Annotated in this window: 17 protein-coding genes and 1 pseudogene; 14 read left to right on the plus strand and 4 right to left on the minus strand. The window is 25.4% G+C overall.

Annotated features, from left to right (window positions below):
• Positions 1-44 precede the first annotated feature (44 nt).
• Complete coding sequence (locus Q0W06_RS15095) at positions 45-359, minus strand: hypothetical protein (RefSeq protein ID WP_297637466.1); 315 nt, start codon at positions 357-359, stop codon at positions 45-47.
• A 282-nt stretch (positions 360-641) separates the two neighbouring features.
• Here Q0W06_RS15095 and Q0W06_RS15100 point away from each other — a divergent pair, with 282 nt between their 5' ends.
• The 10 genes and pseudogenes from Q0W06_RS15100 to Q0W06_RS15145 all read left to right on the plus strand — a co-directional run bounded on the left by Q0W06_RS15100 (position 642) and on the right by Q0W06_RS15145 (position 13274).
• Complete coding sequence (locus Q0W06_RS15100; RefSeq protein ID WP_297637469.1) at positions 642-947, plus strand: PadR family transcriptional regulator; 306 nt, start codon at positions 642-644, stop codon at positions 945-947.
• An 11-nt stretch (positions 948-958) separates the two neighbouring features.
• Complete coding sequence (locus Q0W06_RS15105) at positions 959-1444, plus strand: DUF2812 domain-containing protein (RefSeq protein WP_297637472.1); 486 nt, start codon at positions 959-961, stop codon at positions 1442-1444.
• 455 nt (positions 1445-1899) lie between these two features.
• A complete protein-coding gene (locus Q0W06_RS15110; protein WP_297637475.1) occupies positions 1900-3054 on the plus strand; it encodes an exonuclease SbcCD subunit D in 1155 nt (384 codons plus the stop codon).
• Positions 3055-6198, plus strand: a complete 3144-nt coding sequence (locus Q0W06_RS15115; RefSeq protein ID WP_297637478.1) for an AAA family ATPase — start codon at positions 3055-3057, stop codon at positions 6196-6198.
• A 173-nt stretch (positions 6199-6371) separates the two neighbouring features.
• Positions 6372-7394: a HoxN/HupN/NixA family nickel/cobalt transporter gene (locus Q0W06_RS15120; protein ID WP_297637481.1), complete on the plus strand. Its 1023-nt coding sequence runs from the start codon at positions 6372-6374 to the stop codon at positions 7392-7394.
• A gap of 139 nt (positions 7395-7533) precedes the next feature.
• Complete coding sequence (locus Q0W06_RS15125) at positions 7534-8358, plus strand: MerR family transcriptional regulator (protein ID WP_297637484.1); 825 nt, start codon at positions 7534-7536, stop codon at positions 8356-8358.
• 100 nt (positions 8359-8458) lie between these two features.
• Positions 8459-10204 (plus strand): FUSC family protein, encoded by a 1746-nt coding sequence (locus tag Q0W06_RS15130; protein ID WP_297637487.1) that lies wholly within the window; start codon positions 8459-8461, stop codon positions 10202-10204.
• A gap of 540 nt (positions 10205-10744) precedes the next feature.
• Positions 10745-11528: pseudogene (locus Q0W06_RS15135) on the plus strand (MMPL family transporter).
• A gap of 216 nt (positions 11529-11744) precedes the next feature.
• Positions 11745-12461: a DeoR/GlpR family DNA-binding transcription regulator gene (locus tag Q0W06_RS15140; RefSeq protein ID WP_297637490.1), complete on the plus strand. Its 717-nt coding sequence runs from the start codon at positions 11745-11747 to the stop codon at positions 12459-12461.
• A gap of 21 nt (positions 12462-12482) precedes the next feature.
• A complete protein-coding gene (locus Q0W06_RS15145; protein WP_297637493.1) occupies positions 12483-13274 on the plus strand; it encodes an HAD family hydrolase in 792 nt (263 codons plus the stop codon).
• Between the two features lie 137 nt (positions 13275-13411).
• Here Q0W06_RS15145 and Q0W06_RS15150 read toward each other — a convergent pair whose 3' ends face one another.
• Positions 13412-14200, minus strand: coding sequence for an ElyC/SanA/YdcF family protein (locus tag Q0W06_RS15150; protein ID WP_297637496.1), 789 nt, complete (start codon positions 14198-14200; stop codon positions 13412-13414).
• Positions 14201-14259: 59 nt separating this feature from the next.
• Entirely contained in the window at positions 14260-14796 is a 537-nt protein-coding gene (locus Q0W06_RS15155) for a 50S ribosomal protein L25 (RefSeq protein ID WP_297637499.1), read from the minus strand.
• 451 nt (positions 14797-15247) lie between these two features.
• On the opposite strand from Q0W06_RS15155, the gene cplR reads away from it, so the two are divergent.
• Both cplR and Q0W06_RS15165 read left to right on the plus strand, forming a co-directional pair.
• Positions 15248-16891: an ABC-F type ribosomal protection protein CplR gene (gene cplR, locus Q0W06_RS15160; RefSeq protein WP_297637501.1), complete on the plus strand. Its 1644-nt coding sequence runs from the start codon at positions 15248-15250 to the stop codon at positions 16889-16891.
• A gap of 125 nt (positions 16892-17016) precedes the next feature.
• Positions 17017-18702 (plus strand): DNA mismatch repair protein MutS, encoded by a 1686-nt coding sequence (locus Q0W06_RS15165; protein WP_297637504.1) that lies wholly within the window; start codon positions 17017-17019, stop codon positions 18700-18702.
• A gap of 107 nt (positions 18703-18809) precedes the next feature.
• Here the strand turns inward: Q0W06_RS15165 and Q0W06_RS15170 are convergent, their stop codons facing one another.
• Positions 18810-19613, minus strand: a complete 804-nt coding sequence (locus Q0W06_RS15170) for an MBL fold metallo-hydrolase (protein ID WP_297637507.1) — start codon at positions 19611-19613, stop codon at positions 18810-18812.
• A gap of 74 nt (positions 19614-19687) precedes the next feature.
• On the opposite strand from Q0W06_RS15170, the gene Q0W06_RS15175 reads away from it, so the two are divergent.
• Both Q0W06_RS15175 and Q0W06_RS15180 read left to right on the plus strand, forming a co-directional pair.
• The gene (locus tag Q0W06_RS15175; RefSeq protein WP_297637509.1) at positions 19688-20134 is read left to right on the plus strand and encodes a tetratricopeptide repeat protein; all 447 of its coding nucleotides are present in this window, start codon (positions 19688-19690) and stop codon (positions 20132-20134) included.
• Between the two features lie 764 nt (positions 20135-20898).
• Positions 20899-22059: a hypothetical protein gene (locus Q0W06_RS15180; protein ID WP_297637512.1), complete on the plus strand. Its 1161-nt coding sequence runs from the start codon at positions 20899-20901 to the stop codon at positions 22057-22059.
• The last annotated feature ends 37 nt before the right edge of the window (positions 22060-22096 follow it).

A 22096-nucleotide genomic window follows, 5' to 3' on the forward strand; every position in this document is an offset into this window, starting at 1 on the left:
ATACTATTTTATTTAGTTCGATTAAATCTGTCCACCTTTTTATACTAACACCAATATGCATCTACCCAATTATTGATATTATCATACCCGAATATTTTATCGCCTATTGATCCTCCCATAATAATACCATTAGCATTAAGCTTTTGAGTTACATATTCAACCTCTGTTATGTTTTTTACATCTATAACTTTTTTTCCTGTAGATAGCCCATTTAAGTTTACTGATTCATTTGAAAGACTAATTGTTACTGCTGTTTTAGTTGCATTATAAAAATTCCATAAGAATCCAACTAAGGATATTACTGCTATGATGCTTATAATAACAAAAGTTTTTCTTGCTTTACTATTTTTTACTTTCATAATCATCACCTATACTTACCTATAAATTAATTTTAATGGATAAATATAGAATTTATTTAAACTTAAAATAAACATTTTCATTTTTAAGAAATCTTTTTTATTACTATATGCTATACATAGAAGCAGATCATAAATAAAGTATAATAACTTTTCAGTATTAATCTTTATGGGGTTAGTGTTGTTTTTAATTTACTTGAAAAATATTTAAAAGTATTCTAATATAAATATATCGTGTTCCGATATATAGGGTAACGATATATTCTAGATTACAGGAGATTCAGTATGAAAAAAAAATTACCTTTAACAGAAGCAACAGCTTATATTTTACTTGCTTTAATTGAACCTGCACATGGATATTTAATTATTCAAAAAGTTAAAGAGTTCAGTAATGAGACAATCATTTTAGCTCCTGGAACATTGTATGGAGCACTTGAAAATCTAAAAAAACAAAAACTTATTAACTATATTCCAAATGAAGATAGTCGAAGAAAGGTTTATATAATTACAGATTTAGGGTTAGAAATATTAAATAAGGATATAGTTAGACAGCAAAACTTTATTGCGATTTCTCAAAATATTTTACAGTAGGAGGAATATTAATGTATATTTTCAAAATTTTTATTAACTTATCAAAGGAAGAAGAATGGCTAAATAATTTGGGAAAACAGGGATATATATTAACAGGTGTCGGGCTAAGGTATAAATTTGAAAAAACTAATAGTACTAATATAAAATATAAAATTGATTGTAGAAATTTTAAAGACAAATATTCATTTGAAGATTATTGTTTATTATTTAAAGATACAGGTTGGAAGCACCTTGTAGGAACAAAAAAATCACAGAACCAATATTTTATAAGTACGAAAGAGGATATGAGTCAGGATATATTTTCTGACAATAAATCAGCAGCAAATAGATATAAAAAATTATCTAATGTATATGGAACAATTCTTTCAGCATTTGTTGTTTTATTTATCACAGCTCCTAATATTTATTTAAGAGTTTCTAATTTAATCATAATGTTAATTTTTTTAGGTATAACATTTAAAACTTTATACTTATATAAAATTAGTAAAAGGATTTAATTATAAAGTAATACTTATTATCCAATTATGGATAATAGGAAGAGTTGTTTATTTAAAATATTTATAACGTTAAAAAAAACCAGAATAGCTTTCTAATTTTAGAGTTCATTAATTGTTTCATAGGGTGATAAACTATTTAAAGTTAAAAATAACTTTTACTAAAATTTATCTGAACTTTCAAAGCATTGCAATTGATTAATCAAATCTTCTTAAGGATATAGATTAAGAAAAAAATGATAATACTATTTAATGTATAAGATATATTTTTTAATAGATTATTTTCTTTTTTTGTATATGAAGATAATTTAGGATAAGTTTTCATAGTGCTAAATATTCTAATATACATTCTTTCTTTCCATTTGAAAAATCAGTTATATTTACATAATACATATTTGCATAAAGAGTATTTAGTGGGCTAAAATAGGATATATAAATACTTTTAAAGGAGTGGGGTAATGAAGATTTTTCATACTGGTGATTGGCACATTGGAAAACTTGTAAATAATTTTTATATGACGGAAGATCAAGAATATATTTTAAATCAGCTTTTTGAAGCTATTGAAAGAGAAAAACCAGATTGTTTAATTATTGCAGGAGACATATACGATAGAGCGATTCCACCTGTTGAGGCAGTGGAACTTTTAGATAAAACTTTAAATAAGATAATTTTTGAACTTAAGACGCCTGTTTTAGCGATTGCAGGAAATCATGATAGTAACGAAAGAGTAGGGTTTGGAAACAAGCTTTATGAAAGTGCAGGATTTTTTATAAATGGAGAACTTAAAGAAAAGGTTAAGAAAGTAACATTAGAAGATAAAGATGGTAGAGTTAATTTTTATCTTATACCGTATGCAGATCCATATTATGTAAGACAACTTTATAATGATGATGAAATAAAAACTCATGAAGATGCTATAAGAAAGACTATTGAAAAGATAGATTTAAATAAAGATGAAAGAAACGTAGCTATATTCCATGGATATGTATGTAAAGGAACTGAAAAGATTATAGAAAGTGACTCTGAAAAGAGACTTTCTATAGGTGGAACTGACCTTATAAATTCAGAGGTTTTCAAAGATTTTGATTATGTAGCTTTGGGGCATATTCATAGAAGACAAATGGTTGATGGAGATAGGATAAGATATGCAGGTTCTTTAATGAAGTATTCATTTTCAGAAATGAATAATAAAGTGGGAGTAACATCTATAACTTTAAATAAAGACAAGTCTTTAGAAGTAGATTATATTCCCTTTTCTTTAATGAGAGATTTTAGAGAATTAAAGGGTGATTTAAGTGTACTTATATCAAATGACTTTTCTAAAATGCAGAAGAAGGATGATTATATAAAGGTTGTTTTAACAGATGAAAAAGAAGTTTTAGAACCTATGCAAAGACTTAGAGCTATTTATCCTAATATTATGGATTTAAAAAATGAGAATAAATTAAAAGACTTAAATTTAGAAGAAGCAGAAGTAGAGAAGTTAAAAGAAAAAACACCTTTAGAGCTTACTTGTGATTTCTTTAAAGCTATTAGAGAAGTTGAGATTTCGGAAGATGAATTAGCATTAGTTAAAGAAGTATTAGAAGAAGTGAAGAGAGGTGAGAAGTAAATGAAAATAAGGAATCTGATTATTAACGCATTTGGGCCTTATGGAGGAGAAGTAAAGCTGGATTTTGCTAAAAACTTAGATAAGGATAATATGTTTGTTATTGCAGGAAATACAGGTGCGGGAAAAACAACTATTTTTGATGCCATAAATTTTGCTCTTTATGGTGAAGCCAGTGGGCAGAGCCGTGATACTAAAGGATTTAGAAGTAATTTTGCGAAGGAAGATAGTGATACCTTTGTAGATCTTACTTTCAGTCTAAAGGGAAATGAATATAGAATTAGAAGAAGTCCTGAATATATGAGAAAGAAAAAGATTGGAGAAGGACTAGCTATGTCTAAGCCAAAAGCTAGTTTAGATATAAATGGTGGAGAGGCTTTTGAAAATGGAAAAACTATAACAGGTTATGGAAAAGTAACTGAGGCGATTACTAATGTATTAGGAATAAATAGTGCTCAGTTTAAGCAGCTTGTAATGATTCCACAAGGGGAATTTAAAAGACTTCTTGAAGCTAAAAGTGATGAAAAAGAAAAAATTTTTAGAAAGATTTTTGGAACTGAAATAATAAACACTTTTCAGGAAAAAATGAGAGAAAAGGCTAATAAAATCAAGGGTAATACAGAAGGATTAAAAAAACTTAGAGATGCTAAAGCTAGAGACTATATTTTAAAAGAAGGTTCAGAAATAAAACCTTTATTAGATTCAAAGGAGTTAAATATAGAACTTTTATTAGAGAAGTTTTCTGAGGAAATAAAAGAAGATAAAAAAGTTATTTCAGATAAAGAAGAAATAAAAAAGGCAAAAACAGAGGAAATTGAAGAACTTTTAAAAGTTCATAGTGCAATTAAAACTATCAATGAGCAAATTGATGAAATGATTAAAATAGAAATTGAAGTAAAAACTCTTCTTTTAGGACAAGAAGAAAATAGAAAAAGAGAAGAAGAAAAGAATCTAGCTAGTAAGGCTATATCAGTTTTAATGAAAGAAGAGATATTAAATAAAATAGAAAAAGATTTTATTTTAAGCAAAGAAAGATTAGAAGCTTTAGAAAAGGAAAGAGAAACTTTAAATGAAAAACATGATAAAGGAGTCTTAAATTTTAATAAAGCGGATGATGAAGCAAAGGAAATTAAAGTCATTGATAAAGAGTTAGATGGAATAAAGGAACTTAAAGATAAATCTTTAATATTTGAGAAGAAACAAAATGAAATAAAGATTATAGAAAAGGATATAAATATATCTAAAGAAACAATAAAAGACTTAGAAGAAAATAAAGAAAAAGATAAAAAGTCTATTAAAGCAGCTGAAGATTATATTGAAAAATGTAGTAAAGATAAAGATAGAAAAGTCCAACTTGAAGCTAAAAAATCAAAGCTTTTAATGGATAAAAAAGAGGTAGATAATCTTTTAAGAGATATTACGACTACATTAGATATAGATGTGAAATTAAAGATAAAAGGACAGGATTATATTAGAGCAAAAGAACAAGTAGATTCTAGAGAAAAGATGTATAAAGAAGCTGAAGATATTCTATTTAGAAGTCAAGCAGGAATTTTAGCTAAGGATTTACAAGAAGGAATGGAATGTCCTGTATGTGGATCAAAAAATCATCCTAAAAAGGCGAAGTTAGAGGATACTAATATAACTAAAGATAAGGTTGATAATTTAAAAAAACTTTATGAGGAAGTAAATACAGCTTTTGTTGAATTAAAAACAGAAATAAGTACTATAAAAGATAGTTTTGATGAAAAAGAAAAAGAAGTAAAAATAGAAGCTTTAAGAATATTTGATATGGATAAAGAAAAATTAGATGCTTATGAGGGGTTATGTAGTGAAAAACTTATCTCAATAAGTAGTGAGGGAAATGAAGTTTTAAAAGAATTAAAGGAAATAGATAATAACTTAAGTAAAGAAGGCACTATTAAAAATAGATTAGATGTATTAAATAAAGCTCTAGAAGCTAAAGAAAAAGCTTTAGAAGAAAATAAAGAAAAGATAAATTCTTTAAATATAAAATTAGTGGAAGCTAATAAGGAAATAGAAGAAATCCAAAAGAGATTTAATGGAGAAATAAAACCCGTAAAAGAATTGGAAGATAGAGAAGATGAACTTACATCTAAAAAAGTAAGCTTAGAAAAAATGTTAGCTTCTGCAAAGGAAATGCTAGAACTTATAAAGGGAAAACTAAATAATATTTTAGGTAATATAGAGGGAGAAAAAACTAGATTAAAGGATTTAGAAGAAGAAAAGAAAAAAGCTTTAGAAGAATTTAATTTAGAACTTAATAGAAATGAATTTGAAAGCAAGGAATCTTATTTAAAGGCAAAGAGAAGTAGAGAAGAAATAAAGGGATTAGAGCTTTTAATTGATAACTATAATAAGGAATTAAATGAAAAGAGAGGTTCTTTAGAAACTCAAAAGAAAAACTTAGAAGGAAAAGAAAAAGGTGATTTAGAAGAAGTTGCAGTAAAAGGAAAAGCTACAAGAATAGAACTTAATGAAGTAGATAAAGAAATTAAAGAGTGGACTTCAAAATTAGATAATAATAAAAAGGTTGTTGAAGATATAAAGAAGTTCAATAAGGATATGGAAAAAGATATGAAAGAATTTGCTATTGTAGGTGAAGTTTCTAAAATTGTCAATGGTGATAATGAAAAGAAAATCACTTTAGAAAGATATATTTTAGCTGCATATCTTGATGATATTTTAAAGGCTGCAAATAGAAGACTTTTAAAGATGACCAATGATAGATATAGACTTTTAAGAAAGAAAGATATTGGTGATAAGAGAACTAGTCAAGGACTGGACTTACAAGTTTTTGATGTGTATAGCAATAAAGAAAGAGATGTTAGTTCTTTATCAGGAGGAGAAAGTTTTAAGGCTTCACTTGCTATGGCACTTGGACTTTCAGATGTAGTTCAAAATTCAGCAGGTGGAATTCAGCTTGACACTATATTTATAGATGAAGGATTTGGAACATTAGATCAAGAATCTTTAGAAGCAGCTATAGATATTCTATCAGAACTTCAAGGTGGAGGAAGAATTGTAGGGGTTATTTCACACGTTGCAGAACTTAAGGATAGAATTCCTAAGAAGATAATAGTAAGTGGAAATAGAGATGGGAGTTTAGCAGAATTTAGATCATAAAAATAATAGATAATATAGAAATAAGACTATCTTATATTAAATGTATTAATAGGAAAAATACATGATTAGGATAGTCTTATATTATACAATTAATTGACAAGGAATATCACTTGACAAATAATATTAACTAATTAATAATTATATAGAAAAATAAGGAGAGGAATGATTATTTTATGAAAAACGGTAATTCAAGTTGGAAGATAGATGCAATGAAATATGGTATTTTTATAGTATTTATGTTTGCATGTGGGTTAATATTTCTTTCAACAGGAGTTTTTAAGTTTCCAACTCTTTTAGGTATGGGAGTAATATCTTTAACATTTGGACTTGCACATGCATTTGATTGTGATCATATAGCATGTATTGATAATATGACACGTAAGTTAGTACAAAAAGGAGGGAAAACTAGAGGGGCTGGATTCTTTTTCTCATTAGGACATTCAACAGTAGTTATGATTATGGGAATTATAACAATTTTTGCAGTTGATTGGGCGAAAAGAGCTATACCAAGTTTTCAGGCAGTAGGAGGAGTTATAGGAACTGTTATTTCAGCAACATTTCTTTTAATTTTAGCTATTGCAAATTTCATTATCTTAAAGGATTCTGTAAAAACTTTTAAAATGATGAAATCAGGTACATATGTTGAAGAAAGTCTAGAGAGACCTAACAAAGGTTATGTAAACAGAGGAATAAATAAACTTCTTAATATAGCTAATAAAAATTGGCATATTTATATAATAGGATTTTTATTTGGTCTTGGGTTTGATACAGCAACACAAATTGCAGTTTTAGCTACATCAGCAACGGCAACAGCACAAGGAATTCCATGGACAGCTGTAATAGCATTCCCTATCCTATTTACAGCAGGGATGTGCCTTATGGATACACTAGATGGTTTCTTTATGTCTACAGCATATCAATGGGTACTTACATCACCATTAAAGAAAGTATATTATAATATGACTATCACTATTTTATCTATAGTAGCAGCAGGAATTATAAGTATTATAGAAGTTGGACAAGTTTTTGCTATGGAGAAAAATTTAAATGATGGTTTTTGGGGATGGCTACAAAATTTAGATTTTGGTAGAATGGGATTCATTTTAGTTGGAATGTTTATAACTGTTTGGGTTGTTTCACTAATATGTTGGAAAGTATTTAATTTTGATAAAAAAGATAAGTTGTATAGTTATTAATAGGGATTAATATTGAAAAGAAAGTTAAGAGTATTATGATAGAATATACTTTATATTAGAGAAATCTAATGTAGAGTATATTTAGATAATACTCTTTTATTTTTATATAAAATTTAGTTTATTAGGAGTGTGAGGTAAGATGAAAAATATTTTTTCAATAGGTGAAGTCAGTAAAATGTTTGATGTCAGCATTGATACTTTAAGATATTATGATAAATTAGAAATTTTATCACCTGAAGTTAATAAAGAAAATAATTATAGAATGTATACATTACGAGATATATATCTTTTGTCATTAATTTTAGGAGCAAGACATTTAGAAGTAAAAATAAAAGATATAAAAAATTTTTTGGATGAAGAAATTTTAGATTTAGATAAATATGTAGAGTTTATAGAGAAGCAAAATAAAATATTAGATAACAAAATTAAAGATTTAAAAAGGACTCAAAAAAGTTTGAAAAATAGTGAGAAAATTATAAAAAGAGCTAGAAATTATGAAAATATTTATGAGTTTTCGTTAATTGAAATTAGAAAGATAGAAAGGAAGTTTTATATTCTTCCAATAAAGAAGCTTATATCAAGTAGTTTGTGCAAAAGATTTAGTAAAGTAATAGAGTTTGAAAATAAATCATTAGAATATTTTACTGAGTTTAAAATAAATTATGAAGAAGAAAAAATTTATCCTGTAGATGAGATGATATATATAGAAAAGAGGAAGGAATCTGATGAAATAACTAGAAAGATGAAAAAGAAAAAGTTGAAAATTGAAGAGATTGTTTTAGAAAAGGATAATATAGAAATCGAATTTTTAGGAACTGAAGAAGAACTTAAAATGTATATTAAGGAATTAATAAAGTATTTTAATATTAGAAGTGAGAGTATTTTAATAAAAATATTAAGTTTTTTTAAAGCGAAAAATGAAGAAATATCTTTTGTTCAAATAGTCTGTAATATAGAGAAATAAAGGGATTCAAGAATTTTATAAATTCTTATTGACTGTAGAGTTACTCCATGGTTTATAATTTTTAGTAGGTTAAGAAATAGAAATTTAAGGAGTGAACTTTATGACAAAATCATTAGCATTAAAGGGATGGATATTGGGTGTGATAGCAATTCTAACTTTTTTACCTTTTGGAATGTCTAATATAATGGTGGCTATGGCATCAATCTTATTAATACCAGAACTTGCTAAAGAAGATTATACGGTAGATAAATGGAAGGAGTTTTTAAAAATAATAATAACTTGTACAATACTATCTTTTTTTGCATCTACATTTACGTTTAATATTTATATAGGAAGTATTGCGACATTTATAATTGCTTTTTATATTTATTATAAATATACATATGAAGATAGAGAATCTCAATCTATGATATTTATGATTTATTACATATTAATTTTATCAATACCTATGCCAAAAGGAGAGCTGACTTTAAGAATGGGAGCTACCATTTATGGTGCAGCCTTAGCTATGGCTTTATATTTATTAGTTTTTAAACTTGATTTTATAAAATTAGGAAATATAAAAATTGAAAAATCAAGAGAATATTTAAATAAAGCTATAGAAAATAAATTAAAAAATAAAAATAGTGATGAAGAATTTATGTTAGCATTGAAAGAAATACAAGACGGGGAAGATATGCTAATAAAAAAATCAGAAAAAGCAAGGTGCGATAAGTTTAAAATTGGAGAAAAAATTATAACAATAGATTTAATAAAGAGTATTGGTTGGACATTATATAAAACTAATAATATGGATATATTAGAAAAGATTATAAAAATTATAGAAGATTGCTATAAATTTTATAATGGAGAATCAAATATTGAAGAATTAAAAGGCAAATTTAGCAAAGTATTTTTAGAACTTAAAGAAGAAAATAATATGAATCTAATTAAAAGTGTATTTGATGAATTTTGTATAGTTTATAAAGAGTTAAATAAGGAGAAGGGGTATGAAGAACTTTTAGAAAAGAAAAGAGAAATATTGAAAAAATATAGTAGGGAATTTAACTTAAATTATAAATTAAAGTTCAGCATGAAGTCTATAAAGTTTAATACAGCTATAAAAGGTGCAATTATAAATACAATTGCTGTATTTATAGTATTTTACTTTAATATTCCAGAGGGAAGATGGATTTTATATACAATAACAGTAGTGTATTTACCTTTTGCAGAACAAAGTGTAAAAAAATTAATGCAAAGAGTTTTTGGAACTGCAATAGGATTTATTGTATTTGATATATTACTATCAATATCTCAAAATACAATTTATGTATGTGTTCTTGTTTTAATAAGTTTGTATTTTTCTATATATATGATTGATTATGGTAAAAGAGCGATATTTATAACATATACAGGAATAGCAAGTCAATTTATAATGTATAAACATCAAAATTATTATATGCTTTCATTCTATAGAATTGGATATGTTATTTTAGGAGCTATAATTGCATTTTTAGTAATAAAATATATTTATCCTATAAATTTTAAAAATAGTATAAAAGATATATTTTATAAATATAAAAGCTTAAATATAAATATTTTAGAAAATTTGAACTGGGGAAAAGATGTAGAAATGAGTTATGAGGATATAATAATAGTAAATAGATATATGTATATAAAAAGTAGTTTTATAAATAAATATGCTAAAAATGAATTATTGACTAAAGTAATGAGGTATGAAAGCTATATCGTAGGTGAGTATAAAAATATTTCACGACTTAAAGAAAAATTTAATGTTGAAGATGAGAGTATTGTTTTAAAAGATATAGTAAATACTTTTTTAGAGTTAGAAGATGAAATAAATTAATAATAAAAGTAAATCCCATAGAACAATAGACTATGGGATTTCTTTTAAAATAGGGGTAGGACCATTTATTAAAACTCGTAAATATAGAATTAAATCTTCTTTAGTTGCATTGTTTTGATATATATACTTCCATTCTAAAATTGATAAAATCGAATTAGTAAAATGTTGAGCCGCTAATGCTTGTGGAATTTCAAATTCTAAAAAATTATTGCAAGCTTTAAGCTTATAAAAAATATAGTCATTTAAATAGATATGACAACTTATTATTAAATAGTTAGTCAAGGATTAGATAAAACTAGTGCAGGAGAAACAGAAGTTGTAGAAAAAACACTAGCTATAGCACAGGCTTTAGATGAAATTTCGTCAGGACAATCTAAGATTAGTTCAGGATTTGAAGCAGTTAAAGGAAAGATTGGAGAATTATCTAGTGGACTTACTACTGGAGCTTCAGACATAAATCAAATAAATAGTGGAATAAAGACTGCTAATGGTTATGTAAAAGATTGGGGAACATTACCATTTGGAAATACTGGAGTATATGTGCCAGATTCAATATTTAATAATAGTGAATTTAAACAAGCAGAGAATACTTATTTGAGTTCAAATGGAGAACTTGCAACTATAAATGTAACATTAAAAGAAAATCCATACACTAACGGTGCAATGGAGCAAATTCCAGTATTAAATAATATAGTAAAAAATAGTATTATAGGAACTAACTTAAGTAATGCAAAAATAGGAGAAAGTGGCTTAATTAGTATAAATTATAATACAAGAAGCATGGCAAATCATGATTATAATGAAGTTGTGGTTTTAGTATCTATTGGAGTATTAATAGTTTTAATTTTATTATTAAGAAGCATTATAATGTCAACATATATTACTTTCAATTATATTAACTTACTTTACTGCAATAGGAATAGTTCAATTAATTTTCCAAAAGATTTTTGGATATGCAGGATTAAATTGGATTACTTTATTTTTTGGTTTTGTCGTTTTAGTTTCCTTAGGAATAGATTATTCCATATTTATAATTACTAGATTTAAACAAACTGAAGAGAATGGAATAAAAGAAAGTATGTTAGGTACAATAAAAGTAATGGGTGAAGTAATTATAGCAGCAGCTGTTATTTTAGGTGGTACATTTGCAGCATTATTACCTTCAGGAGTACTTATATTAGCAGAAATAGGATCTATAGTAATTATAGGAATATTAATTTATGTAGTATTAATACTACCAATGCTTGCTCAAATGTTTGGAAAAGCAAACTTTTGGCCATTTGATAAAGAAGGAAATTTTCTATATAAAAAGAAGAAAGATTAAATAAAAAAAGGAACTGATTCACAAAAAAATTGTGAGCAGTTCCTTTTTATTATGTCAATTGACTTTAAGTATCACGCTAAGATAATCTTATAACGATACTTTATACAGTTATTATAAAGGAATATAAAATAAAAAACAATAATAAATAATAAAAAACAATAATAAATAATAAAATATGATATAATAAAGTTAAATAGTGAGGTGAGAGTTGAAGATATGTTTTTAGAAGAACGTTATGCAAAAATTTTAGATAAGCTAAATGAAGAAGGGCGAGTTACTGTAAAAGTTTTAGCGAAAGAGTTTAAAGTTACAGAGGACTGTATAAGAAAAGATTTACGTGAACTTGAAAATAAACAAAAATTAAAAAGAGTATATGGTGGAGCAATTATTTCAAGAAAACATGAAGATATAAAACCTATTAACGAAAGAAAAAATATTAATACAGATGAAAAAAAGAAAATTGCAAAAATAGCAATTGATATAATAAATAATGGGGATATTATCTTTTTGGATGTTTCAACTAATAATATTCAAATAGCTAAGGAATTAGTTAAAAGGGATTTAAAAATAACTGTTGTAACAAATATGTTAGAAATAGTACTTGAATTAAGAGGTAATTCTAATATAAAAGTTATATGTATTGGAGGAGAATTCAATAATAAAATAGAAGCTATTATTGGAGCTGCTGCTAATAACTATATAAGAAACTTTACATATGATAAAGCTTTTATAGGGGTATGTGGAATAAATAAAGAGAGTGGATTTATAAGTACTTTTGATTTAGAGGATGGAACTACTAAAAAGACTATAATAGAATGTGCTAATAAAAGTTATCTTGTAATGGAAAAAGAAAAATTTAATTATGAAGAGTTTTATAAATTTGCAAGCTTAGAAGAGATTGCAGGGATTATAACTGAAGAAGGAATTATTTAATAAAAAGAATGGGGGATATTTATGATTAAACTTATAGCAACAGATATGGATGGGACTTTATTAGATGGAAAGGGAAATATTCCAAAAGAATTTTTTGAAATATACAAGGAATTAAAAAGGAAGAATGTAAAATTTGTAGCAGCAAGTGGAAGACCTTATAAAACATTATATCAAAATTTTAAGCCAATTTCAGATGATTTATATTATATATGCGATAATGGATCATATATAGTGAAAGAAAAGGATGATTCAAAAATAAGTGTAATAGATAAGAAACATATAAAGAAAATGATAAGTGAATGTTCGAAGTTAGATAATGTAGTGCCTATATTATGCGGAACTAAAGGAGCATATCATATGGCATGTGATGAGGAAATGTTAAAAGAGATAGATAAATATTATTTACATAAACACATTGTAGAAGACCTAAACAGTGTTGATGATGAGATATTTAAAATAGCAGTTTGTGATTTTAATAGATCTATTGAGAATTCATATCCTCATTTAAATCACATATTTGGAGATGAATTTAAAGTAGTTGTTTCAGGTGCAGTTTGGATGGATATAATGAATCAAAATATAGATAAAGGTTATGCTTTAGAAATGATACAAAAGGATATGGGAATATCATATGAAGAAACAATGGTATTTGGAGATTTTTACAATGATGTAGAAATGCTTAGTAAAGCTAAATATAGTTTTGTTATGGAAAATGCAAATGAAGATATGAAGCAATATGGAAATTTTATAGCTAGGAGTAATCTAGAAAATGGAGTTGTACAAGCTATAAAAGAATACGTATTAAAAGAATAGAATATTGAAATAAAAAAAGACATAGTGCATAAGCGTAACTATGTCTTTTAGCTATTTTAATGAGATGGAAGCAATTTAACTATAAATTAATTATACCATTAATTGGTAAATGTTTACAATAGGGAAAAGAGATTTAATTAAGAAAATTTTGGATTTGCAATTCTAGTTAAATCTTTATAATTTTCTTTTAAATAATTAAAAGCTTCTAATACTTTAGAAGGAATAGAGACATGAGCTAAGAAGTTTTGTCCTTTGGGACCATAACCATCTTTAGTATCATGTAATCTTGGAATTTCACCCATTAAAAGTGAAATAAATTTATCTATTTCCCACATACCTAAAATAGTAGTATCTTCAAATTCTAATTTATTATTTTTAACAATAACATTAGATCTATAAGGAGCAAAGTTTATTATATTAAAATGGGGATCATATTTTTTGAAAACAGCATCCATTCTAAGTTGCATAGTAGAATCTTGAATGATTATTATATTTTTAGAAGAAAGATTACTTTTTTTTATTAAGTCTAGAGCATAAGTGACATTATTACCGCAGTTAGTAGAATTTTCTTCTAAATAAAATTTAGATAAATTATATTTAGAGGAAAGATACTTTTTCATTATAATTGCTTCAGAATCCTTATTAATCTCTAGAGTTGGAAAAAGACTTTGAACTGTACTTCTAAGTTTCTCAGTAGTGTGTCCTTCACCACCAACTAACATAAAATTATCTGCAAGGTCATCTAAAAAAGCTTTTCCTGCAACATCGAATCCTTCTATAATACTTCCACCAAAAAGAATTAATAAATCAGCTTTATTTATGTTATAAGTATTAAATAAATCAGCTTTATTTAATGATTCTAGATCACGTTTACTACAAAAGTCAGAAAGAATATTTATTTTGTCTGCAATAAGTTCTAAATTCAAAAAATCACCTCATCTAGATTATACTATAATAAAAAAAATGACGCTAAAAGCGTCATTTTTTAATATCCTATAACTGCTAAAGCAGTATTGTCATCTATTACTATACTAATTTCTTTATCAAGTTTAACATCTTTTGCTAATATTTTATCATCGATGTTTAATTGTGAAATATTAAATTCGATTTTTTCAGGCATTTTATCAGCTGGTCCATGTAGTTCTAAATGAGTTTCTAAAGCTTCAAAAACTAATCCTTTTTCAGCAATAGCTTCTTGTCCTATAAATTCTATTGGAATGTTTAATTTAACATTTTCATGTTTATTTATAGCTTGAAAATCTAAATGAATAACATTACCAAAGTTATCTTTTTGTATTTCTTTAATAATACAGTTCTTAACAGCATCATCAACGCTTATAGGAATAATTGAAGTCATTGAATTACTTTTAAATAATGAAATTAATTCTTTTTTTTCTATTTTAAAAGATATATTTTCATCTAAAGTATCACCATAGATTATACCAGGTACCTTTAGCTCCTTTCTTAATTTATGTGGCGTGTCGCCAGTGCTTCTTTCTGTTACCTTAAATGCTTCTACCATAATAAATTCCTCTTTTCATTAATTAGTTATTTATTAAGTTCTTAGTAGCTTAAGAATATTAACAAAGTAGTTAATACAGATAAGTTGCTTAAAGAGCTTCTTTAAATTTAGTATAGCACTAAAAGATGTATAAAACGTTAATAAATACATAAAATCAGAAAATAGATATCACAAAAGACAATACTATAAAGATTGGATGGAAAATAATTTTATGATATAATTTAATTAATAAATTTAAGAAAGAGAAGGTATTTGGTGCAATGAGATTATAATCTATTTTTCAAGTTTGAAAATACAATAAAGAATATGTTTTTTTGTTGTGTTTAATTTTAAGAAGAGTAGATTAAAGTTGTATAATGAAATGTTATTTCGTATAAAGAAATAGCGTTATTAAATGATACCTTTTTATAACTATAAGTACTCTTCTATGATATATAGGAGGGATTTTTTTATGCAATTAGCAAATTTAAGGAAAGTAAAAAAATATTATGGAGATAGAATAATTTTAGATATAGATAAATTTGAAATTAATGAGGGTGATAGAGTTGGTTTAATAGGAGAAAATGGAGCAGGAAAAACTACCTTAATTAAAGTATTACTTAAGGAAGTAAAAGTAGATGAAGGAAATGTTCATTTAACAGATAGTTTTTCATATATAAATCAAGGAAATGAATTTAAAGAAGAAAATTTTATAAAAGGAAAAAATTTATTCAATTTGAATGAAGAATATAAAGGTTTTTTATCAGGTGGAGAGAAATTAAAGATTAAAATAAATAATGCGTTATATAAAAATAAAAAGCTTATAATTGCTGATGAGCCAACATCAAATTTAGATGAAAAAAGTATTAGAGAGTTAGAGGAGTGGTTTAAAAAATATAGAGGTGCTATTTTTCTTGTATCACATGACAGAGATTTTTTAGATTCTATTTGTAATATTATAGTTGAACTTGAAGATGGAAAAATTAAAATTTATAAAGGAAATTATTCGAAATATTTGATTTTAAAAAATCAGGAAAGAGATAGAGAAAAATTTGAATATGAGGATTATATAAATAAAAAAAAACATATTGAGAAAGCAATAATAGGCAAGCAAAATTTAAGAGACAGTTTAAGAAAAACTCCTAAAAGAATGGGGAATTCAGAAGCAAGACTTCATAAAATGGGACCACAGAGAGCTAAAAAAAATATAGAGAAAAATATAAATGCTTTAAAAAGTAGAATAGAAAATTTAGAAGTAAAAGAAAAGCCTAAGAATATAGTAGATATAAAGGTTAAAGTGCAAAATAACTTAGAAATATATTCTAAAAATCTTATAGAAACAAAAGATTATGGATTAAAAATTGATGAAAAAGTTTTAATTCAAAATGGAAAATTTAAAGTGAAAAATGGTAAAAAGATAGCATTGATTGGCGAAAATGGAGTAGGGAAAACTACATTGATAAAAAAAATAATATCTAAAGATGAAAATTTAAATATTTCAAAAAATATTGTTATAGGATATTTTGATCAAGGGCAAGAAAACTTAAAGGAGGATAGAAGTATTTTAGAGAATATTATGAAAAGCTCGTCTTATGATGAAACTTTTATTAGAATAAATTTAAATAGATTTGGCTTTTATGGAGATGTGGTTTTAAAGAAAGTAGAATGTTTAAGTGGGGGAGAAAAGGTAAAGGTTTCTCTTTGCAAAACTTTATTATCTGATAATAATTTAATTATCTTAGATGAACCTACAAATTATTTAGATATTAAAACTAAAGAAGCATTAGAAGAAGCATTAATTAATTGCAGTAAAACATGTCTTATTATTTCTCATGATAGAAGATTTATAGAAAATATATGTAATTATATTATAGAGATAAAAGATAAAGAGATAATTGAGTTTGATGGAACATATACAGAGTATAACAATAGAAAAAATGAGGTTAAAGTAGATAATAAGGAACGTGAAAGTAAAGAAAATATACTTGTGTTAGAAAATAAATTATCTAATATTATTTCCTTATTATCAATAGAAGTGGACTTAAATAAAAAAGAGAATTTGGAAAAAGAATATTTTGAAATAATAAAAGAGTTAAAAAAATATAAAAATAAATAAAAGAAATTTGGAGAAACTTATTTTAAGAAAGATAAGTTTCTTTTTTGATGAAAGAAATATTCACAAATAGTTCATTAATAAATGGTATAATTTGAAAAAAATTTAAAAATAAAAGGAGATACAGTGTGAGCGCAGAAAAATTGATATTAATATACGCCATAATTATTATAGTCATATTGATTGTAGCTGATAGGATTACAGATGCAGGAAGAAGAAATTACTTTAAAAGTGACATAAGAAGTAGTTATGGTAAAAGAAGTCATTATAAGAAAAAACCAATAGATAGAGAAAATATCGAAAGTTATTTTAAAAATTGTAAAGATGAGGAAGAATTCTTTGTAGATAATATAACTTGGCATGATTTAAATATGGATGAGATATATAAAATTATTGCAAATGTACAGAGTTCTGTAGGAGCGGAAGTTTTATATAAAATTTTAAGGATTCCAAGCTTTAAAAAAGAAGAACTTGAAAATAGAGAAGAAATGATAAAGTACTTTAAAGAAAATGCGAAAGATAGATTTAATGTACAGTATACAATTAGAAGCATTTTAGGTAGAAGAGAAATAGCAAGACTTTCAAATTATTTTTTTAAACCTAAGAAGTTTTCAGGAAGTAAGCTTGGATTACATTTATTTTTAAGGTATGCAATAATAGTTTTATTTATTGGTGGAATAATTCTTCAAAATTCAGGGCCAATTATAGCGGCTGTAATGATTGTTGTAATAAATTCAACTATGACAATGGCTGCTAAAAAAGATACTGAGTATGTATTAGAGGATTACTCTTATATGATCAATCTAATTAAGTGTGCATATAAAATAAGAAGTTTAAATATAGAAGAAATAAATAGTAAATATCCTAATCTTGATGAGGCTTTATCAAAGTTTAAAAAGATAAATAATAAAGCACTAAATGAAGCTATATCATTAAGTGGAGGAAATGCTGGAGCTATCAAAATATATTTAAATGGGGTTTTCTTAATTGATATAATTAATTATGAAAGAGCTGGAAAGATAATTTGTGATAATCCAGAAAGTATTAGAGTTTTATATGATTATGTAGGAGAATTAGATTCATTAATTGCTGTTAGTTCATTTAGAGAAACACTAGAATATTATGTAGAACCAAACTTTACTAAAGATGTAGAAGTAGAATTTAAAGAAATTTATAATCCATTAATTAAAGAACCAGTAGTAAATAGTGGTGACTTTAAAAAATCAGTACTTTTAACAGGATCAAACGCATCAGGTAAAAGTACATTCTTAAGATCAGTAGGATTAAATGCTCTTTTAGGTCAAACAATAAATACTGTATGTGCTAAAGAGTATAGAGGGGCTATGTTTAGAATATACTCATCAATGGCACTTCAAGATAATATTTTATCAAGTGAAAGTTACTATATGGTTGAAATAAAAGCATTGAAGAGAATTTTAGATGATATGGAATACGAACACCCAATTCTTTGTATTGTAGATGAAATTTTAAGAGGAACAAATACTGTAGAAAGAATATCAGCATCATCAGAAATTCTAGATTACTTAGGTAGAGATGAAGATGTATTCTGTCTAGCGGCAACACATGATATAGAACTTACTTATATGTTGAATGAATTATATGATAATTATAGCTTTGAAGAGAAAGTTAAAAATAATAAAATTGCATTTGACTATAAATTAAAAGAAGGGCGTTCAAAAACTAGAAATGCAATAAAAATATTAGAAGTTATGGGATATAGAAAAGATATTATTAAAAAAGCAGAAAATAAAGCAGTAAAATTCCTAGAAAAGAAAACTTGGGATAATATATAAATAAAAAAGTCAGTAAGGCAATAGATAGCTTTACTGACTTTTTGTATACTTAATAATTTTAGTGTTAATTTATCTTATCTAAAAAGAAACTAATACTAAAGTTATTTCTATAAAGTAATTAGGGTTAAATCGTTAGGAACATAAATAGGGCCATTAAATTCTTTTTGTCCTTCTTTAATATATAGTTTTTCTCTATTTTCCATATTTTTATCTTCTGTATGATAAAGTAAAATAGACTTTACATTTAATTCTTTTGCATTTATACAAGCATCTTTAACTGTAGCATGATGCTTTTCATAAGGTTTAAATATATCTTTTTGAGAATAAAGACAAAATGCTTCATGTAAAAGATAATCTACGCCTAGAGCATAAGATTTAACTAAGTCTCTATAAGGTTCATCACCTAAGAAAGTTAAAGTTTTTCCATTTTCTAAAGTTGTTTTAAATCCAAATTGAAGTAGTTTAGTACTTCCAATATCAAAAAATTCTGTTTCTCTATTTAATATTGTAAATTTTGAACCGTTGTTAATTGAATTAAATATTATTCTACTATCAAAAAGATTAGTAAATTTCTTTTGAAGTACGTATCTAGAAATGTCTTTTAAAGCATCAATTGAAGTTTGATGACAATAGATATTAAAATTACCTGTATATTTTTCATTTAGCATACTTTGTCCTACAGCACGAAGTACCCAAATAGCACCTAAAATATGATCATTATGATTATGAGATATAAACATATGATGTATATTTTCTATTTTTATATTCATTTTTTGGAGATGAGATAAAATTGTATTTCCTCCACCTGCATCTATTAAAAAATGTTCGTTATTATTAGAAATAGTGAAACAAGTATTATAGCAATTAGTAACCATTGCAGAACCAGTTCCCAAAATATGTAGTTCTTCCATAAAAATTACTCCTTTTTTTTATACTATACATAAATTATACTATAGTTAAGAATAATAAAAGGTTGGGTATGTGTATGAAGTTTAAAATTTCTGAAAATAAAGATGTAATATTATTAAATGATAAAGGAATTTTTCTTATTTCAGCAAAAGATTATGCTAAAGCTATAGAAGTTTTAGAAGAAGCATTAAGTTTAGATAAGACATATGAAAGAACATACTATAATTTAGGGCAAGTGTATTTTTTAAATAATGAATACGAGAAAGCGATAAAATCATTCGAAAAAATGATTAAGCTAAATGAAAAAAATTATATTCCAAATTATAATTTGGGGAATATATACCTTTTAACAGGTGATTTAGATCAAGCAATAGAAAATTATGATATAGCAATAGAAAAAGGATGCTTAGAGCCAAGGGTATATAATACTCTTAGTAAAATATATGAGGCTTTGGGATATGATGAGTTAGCAAAAGAAAATTATTTAATTGCACAGAGTATTATTAAAAAAACGAATAATTAATCATTTGGAATATAAATTTAGAAATAAGATACGCCTTGCGTATCTTATTTTTTTGATTTTAAAATATGAATTATTGTTAAAAAAATAACTAAATAATAGTAATAATAAAAAGCGTTTTATACTAAAGTTTAAAAAAGAGTAGAAAAAATTGATAAAAACAAGAAAAAATATAGAGAAAAATATAAAATTATAAGAATTTAAATGTAAAAAAAGAGTTAATAAACTAAAAGAAGTATGGAATTAGGTTTATGGATAAGAGTAGTAAATACGGAGTGTTTTTTATATTTAAGTGATAAATAGGCAATTTAACTAATAAATAGTTAAAAAATATTAAGAATGGTTAAGCAATTAAATTATATAGATAAATTAAAATTGATTATTTGCAATAAAATTTTAATAAAATATAAACTTTATATAATTATTAAATTTGCAATAGAATTAGAGATTCTCTATAATTAGGTGTTGAAAAACAAATGTTTAAATAAAAAACAAATGTTGATAAAAGCAAAAAGATAAAAAATATAGAATTTATTTAATGAAAATTCTTTTAAAGAGCTTAAATTTATTAAAATAATTAATTATTATAAAATACAAGACTGTTAAAAATAGGGAAAAGCTAAAAAAAGTAAATTATTAATTTAATAAATAAAAAGAGTGTCTGAGGAAAATTGAATAAAAAATTTTTAGAAAATTACAAGGAATTATAAGAAAATTATTAAAAAATATTTAAGTTGTTTTTATTAACTATTAGGAGAGGATAAGTAATGAAGAAAAATAATGAAAAGTCTAAGGGGCATTTAGGTAAAGTTAGTAAGATAGTCGCCACCGCAACTATGTCAGCAGCAATTTTATCTCCAAGTGTTCAATCTTTCGCGGAACCCATTCAAAATAAAATACCTAATAAAAGTCAAAAAGAGGATCAAGCTCAATTAGCAGTAAAACCTACATTAAGTAATCTAGAAATAACATCATCAAGTCCTACCATTACAAAAACAGTTTCAAACGGAACAACTTCAGATACTCAATATAAGCCAGAAAATGAAGTACCAAAAACAGGAAATATAGCAACGCAAGGTACCAGTTTTACTTATTCAGTACCAATAACATTTCAAAGTAATAATGGGAAAAGTTTTAATGTAAATGATATTAAATTTAATACTGACATAAATATAACAGGAATAGATGGAGCACCATTAACAGCACAACAACAACAGTTAGCTAATGCACTAAAACAATCTGTAGTGACAGCAGTTGAAAGCAATCATGTTAAATCTACTGAGTCATCAACAGGGTCTTTTTCAGTGCCTATTTCAATTACATTAAATGACTCTTGTTATGGATTACAAATAAATCCAGTTTTTCATATGAATTATACAGTGAATGGACAAGAGGGAACATATACGGTTAAATTAAAACCAATATTAGCAACAAGAAAATATACAGAAACAATAGCACCAACATTAACAAGTACTAATAATGAACTTGGATTACAGTTAGCAGCAGATAATAATGGAAATGCTAGTGGAGAATTAATTGGATTAGATCCTGTTAATTTGATAAATGGATTAAATGGTAAATATATGGAAGAAACATACACTTTTAAAATAACACCAAGTGATATTTCTACGACTAAATTAGTGCCAATACAATCACCATATTTAAAAGATAATGGAAATGGAACATATACAATATCAGGGCCGCTATTACAGCAAGCTTATGCAGGAACAGCAAACTTATTTAAAATTGAATATCCTGATCAATTAATAGCAGGAACTGTAAGCATAACACCTGAAAATCCAAAAAATCTTAGTAATTTTAATAATGGAAATGAAATTAATTCTGCAAATACAGTATATTATACAGGAAATGAAATAAATATAACACATACACCGAAGCCAGGAACGGGGACAATGCTATCAACTTAAGAAAAAAACACTGAAAAATCTATAAATTTTCAGTGTT

Source organism: uncultured Clostridium sp., assembly GCF_947072515.1.
Taxonomy (GTDB): domain Bacteria; phylum Bacillota; class Clostridia; order Clostridiales; family Clostridiaceae; genus Clostridium.

What these genes read in the sequence shown, in the direction of transcription:
- Q0W06_RS15105 (WP_297637472.1), top strand. Translation starts at nt 959, where the DNA reads ATGTATATTTTCAAAATTTTTATTAACTTATCAAAGGAAGAAGAATGG.
- Q0W06_RS15140 (WP_297637490.1), top strand. Translation starts at nt 11,745, where the DNA reads ATGTTTTTAGAAGAACGTTATGCAAAAATTTTAGATAAGCTAAATGAA.
- Q0W06_RS15145 (WP_297637493.1), top strand. Translation starts at nt 12,483, where the DNA reads ATGATTAAACTTATAGCAACAGATATGGATGGGACTTTATTAGATGGA.
- cplR (WP_297637501.1), top strand. Translation starts at nt 15,248, where the DNA reads ATGCAATTAGCAAATTTAAGGAAAGTAAAAAAATATTATGGAGATAGA.
- Q0W06_RS15125 (WP_297637484.1), top strand. Translation starts at nt 7,534, where the DNA reads ATGAAAAATATTTTTTCAATAGGTGAAGTCAGTAAAATGTTTGATGTC.
- Q0W06_RS15100 (WP_297637469.1), top strand. Translation starts at nt 642, where the DNA reads ATGAAAAAAAAATTACCTTTAACAGAAGCAACAGCTTATATTTTACTT.
- Q0W06_RS15130 (WP_297637487.1), top strand. Translation starts at nt 8,459, where the DNA reads ATGACAAAATCATTAGCATTAAAGGGATGGATATTGGGTGTGATAGCA.
- Q0W06_RS15115 (WP_297637478.1), top strand. Translation starts at nt 3,055, where the DNA reads ATGAAAATAAGGAATCTGATTATTAACGCATTTGGGCCTTATGGAGGA.
- Q0W06_RS15155 (WP_297637499.1), bottom strand. Translation starts at nt 14,796, where the DNA reads ATGGTAGAAGCATTTAAGGTAACAGAAAGAAGCACTGGCGACACGCCA.
- Q0W06_RS15170 (WP_297637507.1), bottom strand. Translation starts at nt 19,613, where the DNA reads ATGGAAGAACTACATATTTTGGGAACTGGTTCTGCAATGGTTACTAAT.
- Q0W06_RS15180 (WP_297637512.1), top strand. Translation starts at nt 20,899, where the DNA reads ATGAAGAAAAATAATGAAAAGTCTAAGGGGCATTTAGGTAAAGTTAGT.
- Q0W06_RS15110 (WP_297637475.1), top strand. Translation starts at nt 1,900, where the DNA reads ATGAAGATTTTTCATACTGGTGATTGGCACATTGGAAAACTTGTAAAT.
- Q0W06_RS15095 (WP_297637466.1), bottom strand. Translation starts at nt 359, where the DNA reads ATGAAAGTAAAAAATAGTAAAGCAAGAAAAACTTTTGTTATTATAAGC.
- Q0W06_RS15175 (WP_297637509.1), top strand. Translation starts at nt 19,688, where the DNA reads ATGAAGTTTAAAATTTCTGAAAATAAAGATGTAATATTATTAAATGAT.
- Q0W06_RS15120 (WP_297637481.1), top strand. Translation starts at nt 6,372, where the DNA reads ATGAAAAACGGTAATTCAAGTTGGAAGATAGATGCAATGAAATATGGT.